Source organism: Rudanella lutea DSM 19387 (genome assembly GCF_000383955.1).
GTDB classification, from domain to species: Bacteria; Bacteroidota; Bacteroidia; order Cytophagales; family Spirosomataceae; genus Rudanella; species Rudanella lutea.
In genome coordinates, this window is the sequence record NZ_KB913013.1 from 3330820 (window position 1) to 3344038 (window position 13219).

A 13219-nucleotide genomic window follows, 5' to 3' on the forward strand; every position below is an offset into this window, starting at 1 on the left:
CTCGGCCATGAAAAAATTAACCTTATTCAGCTTGCTTTTTCTTTGCCTGGCCGGGGTGTCGTGCAAAGAGGATTACCTCGTCACAACCGATCCGACGCGCATCGGGGCCGACCTGTTCTACCAAAATCAGACGCAGTTTGAGCAGGCCGTAAATGGCGTGTACGGGCAGTTACAAACCATAACCAACACGGCGTACCTGTTTACGGAGTTTAATACCGATAACACGACGCTCGACTTTAACCCCCTCGACCGCGGGGGCGCGGCTGGCTGGGAGGCTTTTGAGTTTTCGACGGTAAACCCCGGTAATGGCGAGATTGCGAACCTCTGGAACCAGCATTATTCAACGCTCTACAACATCAATTACGCGCTCGAAAAACTGGCGGCCAGTACGATTGATGCCAACGCGAAAAAGGAAATAGAAGGTCAACTGAAGTTTCTGCGTGGGTACCACTACTTCAATCTGGCCCGCTACTTTGGCGATGTTGTGCTCGTAACGTCGACGCTCAAGAACCCCGATCAGGCGTTTGATCTGATCCGATCGCCCCAGGCAGCGGTGTACACGCAGGTCGAAAATGATCTGAAAGAAGCGGCCGCTTTGTTGCCAGCTTCGCGTACCAAAAAAGTGGGCTGGGCCAACAAAGGGGCCGCGTTGACCTTGCTTGGGAAGCTTTACCTGACCAAGAAACAATACGCTGAGGCTGTCAGTACGCTCAAGCAGGTGGTGCCGCTTGGGTACTCGCTATTGCCCAAATACGCCGACATTTTCGATCCGGCCAAGAAAAACGGCCCGGAATCAATTTTTGAGGTGCAGTATCAGGGCGGAAACGACCTGGGCGAGCAAAGCAACTTTATGTATGTGTTTGCGCCCCGGCTTTCGCAGGGGGCCGTTACGGGCTTTGCCAATACGCCACCGGGTGGGCGCAATATTCCGACCAATGACATTATGGCTGCCTTTGAGCCGGGCGACCTCCGCAAGGATGTATCGTTTCAGCCCGGCTACACCCTCAACGGTACGTTCGTAGCCATTCCGTTTATCAACAAGTATCGGCACCCGCATACCATCACCGGCCGAACCGATAACAACTGGCCCGTGCTCCGATATGCCGATGTGCTGCTGATGCTGGCCGAAGCCATCAACGAGCAGTCGGGCCCGACGGCCGAGGCCGCCGATTTTGTCAATCAGGTGCGGAAGCGGGCCGGTCTGAAGGAGTTGGGTACTCTGAGCAAAGATGCTTTCCGCGAGGCCGTACTGAAAGAGCGCCGGGTCGAGCTGGCGTTCGAAAACCACCGCTGGTTCGATCTTCAGCGCACTAAAACCCCGGCCGAGCTGGCGGCTTTTCTGAACGCGTACGGGGCTAAAGAAAAAGCAAACCCCACGGTAGGGCGGGGGGGGATTGCCTTCAACGCGCTCGACTATGTGTACAGTGATTTCGAATATTTCCTGCCTATTCCGGCTCCCCAAATTCTGATTAACAGTAAATTAACTCAAAATGCGGGTTATTAGAAAGGGCGTAGTTTGCCCTTCTACCCACATTATTTCAACGGATTGTAATGACAGTATTAACTGAATCGTTTTGGCTCTGGCAGTTTTTGGGTCGTTTGCACCCACTGATCGTCCATTTCCCGGTGAGCCTGCTGCTGATCGCCTGGCTGCTCGAAGGCGTCGGCTGGTACCGTAAATCGGCCGAGTGGCAGTCGGGTGTGAAAGCGCTGGTCTGGATTGGGGCGATTAGTTCGGTGGTGGCCGCCGTACTGGGGCTTGTACTCATTAATCAGGACGACTACGGTGGCGACACCGTGGTCGTCCACCAATGGTCGGGCCTGGCCACTATGGCATTGGCCGTACTTGCCCTGCTGGCCCTCCGCGCCCGGCGTACCGACCTGTTTCGGGGGTTGCTCACCGCAAGCGTGGTGGGAGTTACAGTGGCTGGCCATTACGGAGCGATGCTCACCCACGGCGATGATTTTCTGACGAGCGTATTGCCCGAGACCCGCGAAATGGCCCCCGTGGCCGAAGGTGGGTCGCGGTTTGCGCTCAACACCAGCTCAACCACCCCGCTCGACGATAAGCAGGTGAGTGAGCTGAACCTCGAAGTGCGCTCCATTCTGGCGCATAATTGCTACAGTTGCCACGGCTCCTCGAAAGTGAAAGGTGAGCTGCGCCTTGACAAGAAGGAGTTTATCATGAAGGGGGGCGAAAGTGGCCCGATTCTGGTGCCGGGCCATCCTGAAGACAGCGACATCATCCGCCGGGTGAAACTGCCCGCCGGTCACGACGACGCCATGCCGACCAAAGGCAAGCGACTGACCGAGCAGGACATTGCTGTGCTTGAGTTCTGGATCAAACAGGGTGCGCCCTGGCCGAGTGGCCCCGAAAAGAGCTTGTATCGCGTGGCCGAGTTAGCCCCCCGGATGCCCGCTTTGCCACCGGCCGCACCGGGGCTCGAAAACCCTATCGACCGGTTTGTGAACGTGTATTTCGCGAAGAACAAGCTCAACTGGAAACCCGCAGTCGACGACCGGACGTACATGCGCCGGGTGTACCTCGATGTGGTGGGCTTGCTCCCGACGCCCGATCAGCTCAAAACATTTGTGGCCGATACCGCAGCTAACAAGCGGGCGGTGCTGGTGCAAAAACTGCTGGCCCGAAACGTCGATTACGCGCAGCATTGGCTTACTTTCTGGAACGACGCCCTCCGTAATGATTACACCGGTACGGGCTACATCACCAAAGGCCGGTTTGATATTACAACCTGGCTCTACACCTCGCTGAAGACCAATAAGCCGTACAATCAGTTTGTGCGCGAGCTGATCAATCCAGGTAAAGAGTCGGAAGGGTTTATCAAGGGGATCAAATGGCGGGGCACGATCAATTCGAGCCAAAGCACCGAAATGCAGGCGGCTCAGAATGTATCGCAGGTGCTGCTGGGTCTGAACCTGAAGTGTGCATCGTGCCACGATAGTTTTATCAGCGACTGGAAACTGGCCGATGCCTATGCCTTTGCCAACATCTTTGCCGATACCACTCTCGAAATTCACCGCTGCGACAAACCCACCGGGCAGATGGCGGGCACCAAAATCATTTTCGAGGAACTGGGCTCTATCAACGGCAAAGCACCCACCAAAGAGCGACTCCGCGAACTGGCCGAATTTATGGTGCAACCCAAAAATGGACGCTTGTACCGCACGGTGGTGAACCGGGTGTGGGCACAGGTGATGGGCCGGGGCATTATCGAACCCGTCGATATGATGGACAATGTGCCCTGGAGCGAAGACCTGCTCGACTGGCTGGCGGCCGATTTTGCGGCCAATGGTTACGACCTCAAACGATTACTGGGGCAGATTCTGACCTCACGGGCGTACCAGCTTCCGTCGGTGGGGCTGAAAGAAGCCGATCAGATTGTCTCGCCGAAATTCGTGTTTCAGGGTATGGTGCGTCGGCGGCTATCGGCCGAGCAGTTTGCCGATGCCGTCAGTCTGGCGTTTAGCCCGATTTACGCCGACACGTCGATTGTGGAAGAGCAGTTTCCGAAGAAGCTGAAAGCCGAAATGCCGTTTCCCAGGGCGTCGCTCGTGAAAAACGACCCATTTTTAACCGCGTTGGGTCGGCCCAACCGCGAAACTGTCAGTACGAGCCGGGCTTCGCAGGCCAACCTGTTGCAGGCCCTTGAGCTGACCAACGGCGAAAAGTTCAACGAAGCCCTCAAGCGGGGGGCATTGCAGTGGCGGGCCCTGTACCCTACGTCTGATGTACTCGTGCGTAACCTGTACTGGAAGGCCCTCGGCCGCGAACCCAAACCGCAGGAGCTGGCCGTGGCCCAAAAGATACTGGGCAAAACGCCCACCACCGATGGTATTCAGGATCTGGTTTGGGCGATTAGCCTGCATCCCGAATTTCAACTGATTTACTGATGGCTGGCACGCGGATGCGATCTGCGTGCCAGCCTTACCTCGATACAACCATGAAAAATACCTGGAACAGACGGGAGTTTCTGCAAAAAACAAGCGCGGCAACCTTAGCCGCTATGGCGGCTGGTGCACCCGTTTCGAGTCTGCTGTCGGGGTGTGGCCGTAGCCGTAAACCCGGCGAAACTAATGGTACCGCCGACACGGTTATTCTGCTCTGGATGGCCGGCGGCATGGCCCATACCGAAACCTTCGACCCCAAACGGTACACGCCTTTTTCGAAAGGTATGGAAGGCAACCGGGTCTTGAGCACCTTTAAACCGGTCCCGACCGTGCTCGACGGCATTCATTTTTCCGAAGGGCTACAGCAAATCGGGAAGGTGATGGACAAGGGCACGCTCATCCGTTCGTACGTAGCGGCCGATTTGGGCCATATTCTGCACTCGCGCCATCAGTACCACTGGCACACCTGCTACGAGCCTCCCCAAACCGTAGCGGCTCCGCATATCGGCTCCTGGATTGCCAAAGAGCTGGGCCCCAAAAACCCGGTGATTCCGGCTTTTATTGATATTGGACAGCGGTTTACCGTGGGTGAGGCCGAAGAACTGAAGGCGTTTCATACGGCCGGTTTTCTGGGCAATGAGTTCGGCCCGTTTTTTATTCCTGACCCCACGCAGGGCCTTGAGAGTGTGCGGCCGCCCGTTGGGATGGATGCCAAACGATTTGAGCGCCGGAATCAGCTCTATAACGAACTCATCAGCAAAGGACCGATGGGCGAGTTTGGTAGCGACTACCAGAAAGAATCCTTGCGCCGGTCGATGGAACAGGCGTACCAACTGCTCAACTCGCCCGAAGCCAGGGCCTTTGATCTGAGCAAGGAACCCAAAGCCAGCTACGACATCTACAACACGGGTAAGTTTGGGCTGGGTTGCCTGCTCGCCCGCCGACTGACTGAGCAGGGGGCTCGGTTTATCAGCGTCACCACGGAGTATGAGCCGTTTATGGGGTGGGATACGCACGAAAACGGCCACACGCGGCTTGAGGAGATGAAGCGGCAGATCGACGCGCCCATTGCCCAACTGATTAAAGACCTCGACAAAACCGGCCACCTCGACCGCACACTCATCATTCTGGCGAGTGAGTTTAGCCGCGATATGATGGTCGAAGGCCGCCCCGACGCCAAGGTGCAGGAACAGGTGCCGCAGCCCGATATTCTGTCGGATCTGAAGTTTTACGGGATGCACCGCCACTTTACCGACGGCTGCTCGATTCTGATGTTTGGCGGAGGTATCAAGAAAGGATTCGTGTACGGCAAAACCGCCGACGAACGCCCCTGCAAGACGATCGAAAACCCGGTTCGGATCGACGGCATTCACCAGACCATTTATCACGCGCTCGGCATTGCCCCCGATACGCATTACGACGTGGAGAAACGGCCGTTTTACACCACACCCGACGGATTGGGTAAACCCGTGCTCGATTTACTCGCTTAACCGTTGACGTATGCAAAAGGGCTTTTTTTTCGTACTGAGCGTCGTATTGGTGGCCGGGTTGGCCTGGTACAATCAGGCGTGCACAAACAGTTCGGCGGGGAGTAGCAGCCCCGATCAGATTCCGGAGCGAATCAGCTACAACTTCGATATTCGGCCGATTCTGTCGGACAAATGCCTGGCCTGCCACGGACCCGACGCCAACAAACGGGAGGCTGGCCTGCGGCTCGACATTGCCGAGAATGCGTATGCCGCCCTGAAAGAAAACCCGGCGGCCCACGCGCTCGTACCCGGCCGACCGGAGCTGTCGGAGGTGTACCTGCGCATTACATCCGACGATACGGCCACGGTGATGCCCCCGCCCTCGTCGAACCTGAAACTGACACAGCGCGAGATTCGGCTCATTGAGGCCTGGATTAAGCAAGGTGCGCCCTACGAAAAACACTGGTCGTTTGTGGCTCCGCGCAAGCCTGCCCGCCCGATGGTGAGCCAAACGAACTGGCCCCGCAACGAAATCGACTACTTTATTCTGCAAAAGCAGGAACAAAAAGGCCTCAAGCCAAACGAGGAAGCCGACAAGGAGCACCTGCTTCGCCGGCTGAGCCTCGACCTGACGGGTCTGCCCCCCTCTCTCGAACAAATGGACCGGTTTCTGGCCGATGCCTCGCCCAAAGCCTACGAAACCATGGTAGACCAATTGCTCAAAAGCCCGGCCTACGGCGAAAAAATGGCCCTGCATTGGCTCGACCTGGCTCGCTATGCCGACTCGCACGGGTACCAGGACGACGGCTACCGGACGCAGTGGCCCTGGCGTGATTGGGTGATTCACGCCTTCAACAAAAATATGCGGTACAATGATTTTGTGACCTGGCAACTGGCGGGTGATTTGCTGCCCGGCAGCAACAAAGAGCAACTGCTGGCTACGGGGTTCAACCGCAACCACAAAATCACCGAAGAGGGGGGCGTGATCCCCGAAGAGTACCGGATTATGTACGTCACCGACCGTAACGATCTCTTTGGTAAGGGCCTGCTGGGGGTTACGCTCGAATGCGCCCATTGCCACGACCATAAATACGACCCGTTCTCCCAGAAAGAGTACTACCGGCTTTTTGCGTTTTTCAACAACGTCAGTGAGGTAGGTATCGAGTCGGTGATTGGTGGCCCCGATACCTACGCCAAAAAGCCCCTGATGGAAATCAGTAACGATGATGTGAAGGGAATTCTGTCGTTCGTGAACAAGCGCGATACCAACCGGCTCATTGTCTCGGTCATGGGTGACCTCGACACCACCCGCAAGACCTACGTACTCAAGCGTGGTGCTTACGACGACCCCGGCGAAGAGGTACAGCCCGGTACGCCCACCGCCATTTTGCCGTTCGATCCGAGTTACCCCAAAAATCGGCTTGGCCTGGCCAAATGGCTGTTCGACCGCCGGAATCCGCTTACGGCGCGGGTGTACGTCAACCTGTTGTGGCAGGAGTTTTTCGGGAAAGGCATTGTGAAGACCTCCGGCGACTTTGGCATGCAGGGCGAACTGCCCTCGCACCCCCAACTGCTCGACTGGCTGGCCGTTGATTTTATGGAACACGGCTGGGACATAAAGCGGCTGGTGCGGCAAATGGTGACCTCGGCCACGTACCGGCAGTCGGCGGTGGTGACGCCCGAAAAACTGGCCACCGACCCCGACAATATCCTGCTGGCCCGCGGGCCGCGCTACCGGATTCATGCCGAGTTTGTGCGCGATCTGGTGCTGAGCAGCAGCGGCTTGCTCAACCCCACGGTTGGCGGGCCGAGTGTGAAGCCTTACCAGCCTGCGGGCCTGTGGGAGGGCGCAACCTCAGGGCGAGGCCTATTGTCGATGTACGTGCAGGACCACGGTCCGAGCCTGTACCGTCGGGGGATGTACACACTCATAAAGCGCACGGTGCCTCCGCCCGCTATGGCTATTTTCGATGCCAGTAACCGGGATCTGTGCGAAACCAAACGGCTTAAAACCAACACCCCCTTGCAGGCCCTGGTCATGATGAACGACCCGGCTGTGCTCGAAGCCTCGCGGGTGCTGGCGGCCCGGCTTTTGCAGGAGCGGGGCGATGTGCCGGGTAAAATCGGTAAAGCGTTTCGGCTGATTGTAAGCCGGAAGCCGACGGAGCAGGAACTCGGTATTCTGCACGATTACTACGAAAATGCCCGGAAAAAACTCACCAAAACGGGCGTCGATAAGGCGTTGGCCGTGGGTGAGTACCCGATTCCGGCGGGCCTCGACCGCACGCAACTGGCGGCTCTGATGCGCGTAGTCACTACGATTTACAACCTGGAGGAAACTATTACCAAGTCCTGACGGCTATGGAAAACGAAATTCTCGAACACGGCTTTAATTTCAACCGGCGTCGCTTTTTGTCGCGGCTTAGTCTGGGGTTGGGGAGTGCAGCTTTGGGATCATTGCTCATTCCAGATTTGTTTGGTGGCTCCGGCTCCGACGACGAAACCCTGCCTGTAGGCGTGCCGCATTTTGCTCCCAAGGCCAAACGGGTGATTTACCTGTTTCAGAACGGCGCGCCTTCGCAGCAGGAGCTTTTCGATTACAAGCCCAAACTCCGCGAAATGACCGGACAGGAGTTGCCGCCCTCGGTGCGGGGCAAGCAGCGGCTCACGGGTATGACCGCCAACCAGAAAGAGTTTCCGATGGTGGGTTCGTTTGTCGATTTCAACCAATACGGCCAATCGCGGGCGTGGGTGAGCGACCTGTTTCCGTATACGGCCAAAATTGTCGACGATCTGTGCATCATCAGGTCGATGTACACCGAGGCCATCAACCACGACCCGGCGCTCACGTTTTTGCAGACGGGCTCGCAGCAGGGCAACCGCCCCAGCATGGGCTCGTGGCTGAGTTACGGGCTGGGCAACGAAAACAAAAACCTGCCCAACTTTACGGTACTGCTTTCGCGCGGCATCGGCAACGGGCAGGGGGTCTACTCCAAACTCTGGTCCAACGGGTTTCTGGATTCTATTCATCAGGGCGTACAGTTCAGCAAAGGCGAAGACCCGGTGCTGTACCTCCGCGACCCCGACGGTATGTCGCGCGAGGAACGCCGGGCCATGCTCGACAATCTGGCCCAGCTGAACGACCTGTCGTATCAGTCGTTTGGCGATCCCGAAATTATGGCCAAAGTGAAGCAGTACGAGATGGCGTACCGCATGCAAACGGCCGTGCCCGAGGTGATGGACTTGTCGAAGGAGTCGGACGATATTATCAAGCTCTACGGGCCCGACTGTCTGGTGCCGGGTACGTTTGCGGCCAACTGTTTGCTGGCCCGCAAGCTGTCGGAAAACGGCGTCCGGTTTGTACAGCTTTACCATCAGGGGTGGGATCAGCACGGTAACTTGCCCTTTGAAATTGCCAAACAGGCCAAAGATGTCGATCAGGCATCGGCGGCTCTGGTCACCGACCTCAAACAGCGCGGGTTACTCGACGAAACGCTCGTGATCTGGGGGGGCGAGTTTGGCCGAACCAGCTACACGCAGGGTAAGCTCACCAAAGACAACTACGGCCGCGACCATCACCCGCGCTGCTTTACCATCTGGATGGCGGGCGGGGGCATCAAACCCGGCATGGTGTACGGTGAAACCGACGATGTGGGCTACAATATTATTCAAAACCCGGTTCACGTCCACGATTTTCAGGCCACGGTGCTCCATCAGCTTGGCCTCAATCACGAAAAACTGGTCTTCAAACATCTGGGCCGACGGTATCGGCTGACTGATGTTTCGGGAAAAGTAGTACATGACATCATTGCCTAACCGACAGCCGTATCGCCCCCTTTTATGAACAAAAGGCTCCTTGGTATTGCCGAGCAAGCGCTCTTTGCAACGGTAATTTTTGTGCTGGTTCTGCTTGCCTTTGCCGACCGCCTGACCGTGCCAGTCTGGTTACAACCAATCGGCCGGATGCACCCGCTTTTTCTGCACTTCCCGATCGTAATTCTGCTGCTGACGCTGGTGATGGAGGTGTTTCGGTTTCGGCCGGTTCGGGCGGGCCAAACCGTCGAGACCGTCAGTGCGTACCGGCAGTTTCTGGATACCCTGCTTCTGGTGGGCACCCTATCGGCGGGTCTGACGGTGGTGATGGGCCTTTTTCTCGCTACCGAAGACGACTACAGCGGCACCACCCTGCAATGGCACAAATGGTCGGGCGTTGGGGTGTTTTTGGTGGCGGCTTTTATTTACTGGGCTCGCCAGAAACGCTGGTACAACGCCCCCCTGGCGCGCGTGGGTGGGCTGGCGGGCGTGGTGTGTCTGGTGGGGGCCGGGCATTACGGCGCTACCCTGACCCACGGCGACAATTTTCTGTTTGAACCCCTTAGCCGGCCCGAAGAACCTGAGCGCGTACCGCTGGAGCAGGCCCTGGTGTACGACCATCTGGTGCAACCCATTTTTGAGCAGAAATGCGTGAGTTGTCATAATCCCGGTAAGCTCAAAGGGGGGCTAAATCTGACCGAGCTGGCGGGGGTGCAAAAGGGCGGTAAGTCGGGAAAGCTGTACGTATCTGGGCGGCCCGACATCAGCCTGCTGCTTCAACGAATTCATTTGCCGCTTGAGGAGAAAAAACACATGCCGCCCATTGGCAAAAGTCAGCTAACTCCGCAGGAGGCCAAACTGCTGGCGTTGTGGATTAAAGGGCGCGCTCAGGCCAATGGGCGTGTGGCCGACTTACCCGCTACCGATTCGTTGCGGATCATAGCGGCTGGTTTTCTGGCACCGTCGGCCCCGGTGGAATCGTTTGACTTCGACGAGCCCGACGAGGACGTAGTCCGGCAGCTTAACACCGATTACCGCACCGTGGCCCGATTAGCCTATGGCTCACCGGCTCTGGCGGTCAACCTCTACAACAAAGCCAATTACTCCCCCGACCAACTGGCCGACCTGAGCCCGATCCGGGAGCAGGTGGTCTCGCTGAGCCTGAATAAACTGCCTGTCAAAGATGCCGATCTGAAACAGGTGAGTCAGTTTGAGAACCTGCAAAAACTCGACCTGAACTTTACCGACATTACGGGCCAAACGCTGGAGTTGCTCACCCCGCTAAAGCAGCTCAAAACGCTGGCGTTGGCAGGTACGTCTGTGCGCTACGAAGACCTCGTTGGTCCGCTCAAAGCCTTTAAAAATTTGCAGACTGTAGCCCTCTGGAACACCCGCCTAACCCCGGAGCAGATCGCGCAGTTGCAAAAAGCGTACGGAAAAGTGCGGTTTGTGGCGGGTTTCAACGGCGCGGCTGCCGAGCCGATCCGGCTCAATCCGCCCCAGCTCAAAAACGCGTCGCCTATTTTCTCCGGCTCGACGCGGGTCGATATTCGGCACCCGGTTCGGGGGGTACAGATCCGGTACACCACCGACGGCTCGGAGCCCGACAGCCTACGCTCGCCTGTCCTGACTGCTCAAACCACCATCTCGCAGCCAACTCAGATCAAGGCGCGGGCCTTTAAGGCGGGTTGGTACGGCAGTAGCACGGCTACGTTCGACTATTACCGCAGCACGTACAAACCCGACAGCGTGCGGCTGTTGCTGCCGTTCAACCCGGTGCATCAGGCCAACGGCCCCCAAAGCTTTTTTGACGGAATTCTGGGTACGTTCAATGCCAACAGCCCCGCCTGGGCTAACAACTGGATGGGCTTTCGCAAAAACGAAATGGCCCTGCTATCGCGATTTGCCAAACCGGTCACCATCAGCTCGGTAGCCCTGCGGATTATGGTTGAGGAGGAGACGAGTATTTTCCCGCCCGGAGAGGTTGAAATATGGGGTGGGGCGGGCCCGAACGAACTGAAGCGGCTTGTCACAGTAAAGCCCCGGCAACCGGGAGGCAAGGAGCCGCATACCCTGCAAACAGTCACGTGCTCGTTTGGCCCGCAGTCGGTCTCATGGCTGAAAATTGTGGCCCGCCCGCTTAAACAAATACCGGCCTGGCACCCCAATAAAGGCAATCAGGCCCTGCTTTTGGTCGACGAAGTATTCCTCAATTAATCCAAACGAATCCGGGGCCACAGGCTCACGAAACGGGGTCAATTGGTTCTGAATGAGCCCAAAACTTGGCTGGCATACGGTTTGTGCGTATCTTTGTGAGGTCGGAATTGCACATTTTGGGGAAGAGACGTGTAGAGTACGTTCTACAAAGCACGCTCTTATTTGTTCACCAAACCGTACGCTGTATGAGTGTGATAATGTCCCTGATGATGCTGTTCAGCACTATCAAACCGACAGAGGCCCATTCGGGCTTCATACAGAAGGGTAAGGCTTCTTTTTACGCTTCAAAATTCAATGGACGTAAGACGTCAAGCGGAGAACGGGTAGACTCGAAAGTCTACGCAGCCGCCCACCGGACGCTACCATTCAACACCATGGTCGAGATTACCAATCTCGCTAACAACCGGTCGGTAATTGTTCGGATCAATGACCGGGGTCCATTTTCGAAAGGTCGCATCGTGGATATGACCCACGCGGCCGCCAAAGCACTTGGTTTTATCCAAAGAGGGGTAACCAATGTCAAGCTTCGGGTTGTAGGCACCAATGGTGTGGTTGCTCTCGGCCCGGTTTCAGCGGAACCAACGGCGCAACTTCTGTCGACTACAGAACCCGTTAACCGCTTCTAATCAGTCAGGTGGGTGGAAGCCCGCCGTGTAGTATTCCGGTGGCTCGCTTTTTCGATGCGCGATCCGGAAGGGAATCAGCTTCCCGCTACACATATTTACTGAACCGTTCGGCTCCTGTGGCATCCCAAAACCGTTTGTGCAATTCCGGTGGGTGCGTGAGCCGAACGGTTTTTTGCGTTATATTACCATCATGAAGCAGCAACTCAACTTAGCCCAGATCCGGGAATACGGTAACGTCGAATTTTTGGCCCGCCAGATGGTCGAAGGCTTCATCACGGGGTTGCACAAATCGCCCTTTCACGGCTTTTCGGTTGAGTTTGCCGAGCACCGGCTCTACAATACCGGCGAAACCACCCGGCATATCGACTGGAAAGTGTTTGGCAAAACCGAAAAGCTGTTTGTAAAACGGTACGAGGAAGAAACCAACCTGCGCTGCCACTTACTGATCGATACGTCGTCGTCGATGTATTACCCCGAAAAAAACTTCGGTAAACTCACCTTCAGCGTGATGGCCGCCGGGTGTTTGGCCTACCTGCTCCAACGCCAGAAAGACGCCGTGAGCCTGACCACCTTTGCCGATGCAATTGATGTACAGACGCCCGTAAAATCGACGCCCTCACACGTGCACAAGCTGTTTGGGCACCTGAGCGACCTGATGCAGCAGCCCAAAACCACCCGGAAAACATCGGCCGCCGAAGTGATTCATCAGATTGCCGAGAAAATCAACAAGCGTTCGCTGGTGGTTATTTTCAGTGATATGTTTGAGAATGCCGACAAGGCCGATGCGCTGTTCTCGGCCCTTCAGCATTTGCGGCATAACCTGCACGAGGTGTTGCTTTTCCACGTGACCGACAAGAAAACCGAAGAGGATTTTGCCTTTGATGAGCGCCCCTACGAGTTTATTGACCTCGAAACGGGTGAGCGGGTAAAGCTGCAACCCGGTCAGATTCGGGATTCGTATCAAGAGGCCGTGCGGGCGTATTTTCAGGAACTGAAGCTGCGTTGCGGGCAGTACAAAATTGACTTTATCGAGGCCGATATTGCCCGGGGATTTGATCAGATTCTGAGCTCGTACTTAGTGAAACGGACGAAGATGAAATAAAGGGAAAAAGGAGAAGGGAGGAAAGGGAGAAGGGGCTGTTGCATAGTTCCCTTTCTCCTTTCCTCCCTTCTCCTTTTCTCCTC

Annotated in this window: 8 protein-coding genes; all 8 read left to right on the forward strand. The window is 56.5% G+C overall.

Going from position 1 to position 13219, the window contains the following annotated elements:
* Window positions 1–7 precede the first annotated feature (7 nt).
* The 8 genes from RUDLU_RS0113675 to RUDLU_RS0113710 all read left to right on the forward strand — a co-directional run bounded on the left by RUDLU_RS0113675 (window position 8) and on the right by RUDLU_RS0113710 (window position 13136).
* Window positions 8–1504: a RagB/SusD family nutrient uptake outer membrane protein gene (locus RUDLU_RS0113675; RefSeq protein WP_019988951.1), complete on the forward strand. Its 1497-nt coding sequence runs from the start codon at window positions 8–10 to the stop codon at window positions 1502–1504.
* A 47-nt stretch (window positions 1505–1551) separates the two neighbouring features.
* Window positions 1552–3912, forward strand: coding sequence for a DUF1549 domain-containing protein (locus RUDLU_RS0113680; protein WP_019988952.1), 2361 nt, complete (start codon window positions 1552–1554; stop codon window positions 3910–3912).
* A 50-nt stretch (window positions 3913–3962) separates the two neighbouring features.
* Window positions 3963–5399, forward strand: a complete 1437-nt coding sequence (locus RUDLU_RS0113685; protein ID WP_027303040.1) for a DUF1501 domain-containing protein — start codon at window positions 3963–3965, stop codon at window positions 5397–5399.
* 10 nt (window positions 5400–5409) lie between these two features.
* Entirely contained in the window at window positions 5410–7734 is a 2325-nt protein-coding gene (locus tag RUDLU_RS0113690; RefSeq protein WP_019988954.1) for a PSD1 and planctomycete cytochrome C domain-containing protein, read from the forward strand.
* 5 nt (window positions 7735–7739) lie between these two features.
* The gene (locus RUDLU_RS0113695; protein ID WP_019988955.1) at window positions 7740–9194 is read left to right on the forward strand and encodes a DUF1501 domain-containing protein; all 1455 of its coding nucleotides are present in this window, start codon (window positions 7740–7742) and stop codon (window positions 9192–9194) included.
* A 24-nt stretch (window positions 9195–9218) separates the two neighbouring features.
* Window positions 9219–11408: a c-type cytochrome domain-containing protein gene (locus RUDLU_RS0113700; RefSeq protein ID WP_019988956.1), complete on the forward strand. Its 2190-nt coding sequence runs from the start codon at window positions 9219–9221 to the stop codon at window positions 11406–11408.
* 185 nt (window positions 11409–11593) lie between these two features.
* On the forward strand, window positions 11594–12034 hold the full coding sequence (locus tag RUDLU_RS0113705) for a septal ring lytic transglycosylase RlpA family protein (RefSeq protein ID WP_027303041.1): 441 nt from the start codon (window positions 11594–11596) through the stop codon (window positions 12032–12034).
* Window positions 12035–12224: 190 nt separating this feature from the next.
* Window positions 12225–13136, forward strand: a complete 912-nt coding sequence (locus RUDLU_RS0113710; RefSeq protein ID WP_027303042.1) for a DUF58 domain-containing protein — start codon at window positions 12225–12227, stop codon at window positions 13134–13136.
* Window positions 13137–13219: the final 83 nt, after the last annotated feature.

What these genes read in the sequence shown, in the direction of transcription:
- RUDLU_RS0113675 (WP_019988951.1), top strand. Translation starts at nt 8, where the DNA reads ATGAAAAAATTAACCTTATTCAGCTTGCTTTTTCTTTGCCTGGCCGGG.
- RUDLU_RS0113690 (WP_019988954.1), top strand. Translation starts at nt 5,410, where the DNA reads ATGCAAAAGGGCTTTTTTTTCGTACTGAGCGTCGTATTGGTGGCCGGG.
- RUDLU_RS0113685 (WP_027303040.1), top strand. Translation starts at nt 3,963, where the DNA reads ATGAAAAATACCTGGAACAGACGGGAGTTTCTGCAAAAAACAAGCGCG.
- RUDLU_RS0113680 (WP_019988952.1), top strand. Translation starts at nt 1,552, where the DNA reads ATGACAGTATTAACTGAATCGTTTTGGCTCTGGCAGTTTTTGGGTCGT.
- RUDLU_RS0113705 (WP_027303041.1), top strand. Translation starts at nt 11,594, where the DNA reads ATGAGTGTGATAATGTCCCTGATGATGCTGTTCAGCACTATCAAACCG.
- RUDLU_RS0113700 (WP_019988956.1), top strand. Translation starts at nt 9,219, where the DNA reads ATGAACAAAAGGCTCCTTGGTATTGCCGAGCAAGCGCTCTTTGCAACG.
- RUDLU_RS0113710 (WP_027303042.1), top strand. Translation starts at nt 12,225, where the DNA reads ATGAAGCAGCAACTCAACTTAGCCCAGATCCGGGAATACGGTAACGTC.
- RUDLU_RS0113695 (WP_019988955.1), top strand. Translation starts at nt 7,740, where the DNA reads ATGGAAAACGAAATTCTCGAACACGGCTTTAATTTCAACCGGCGTCGC.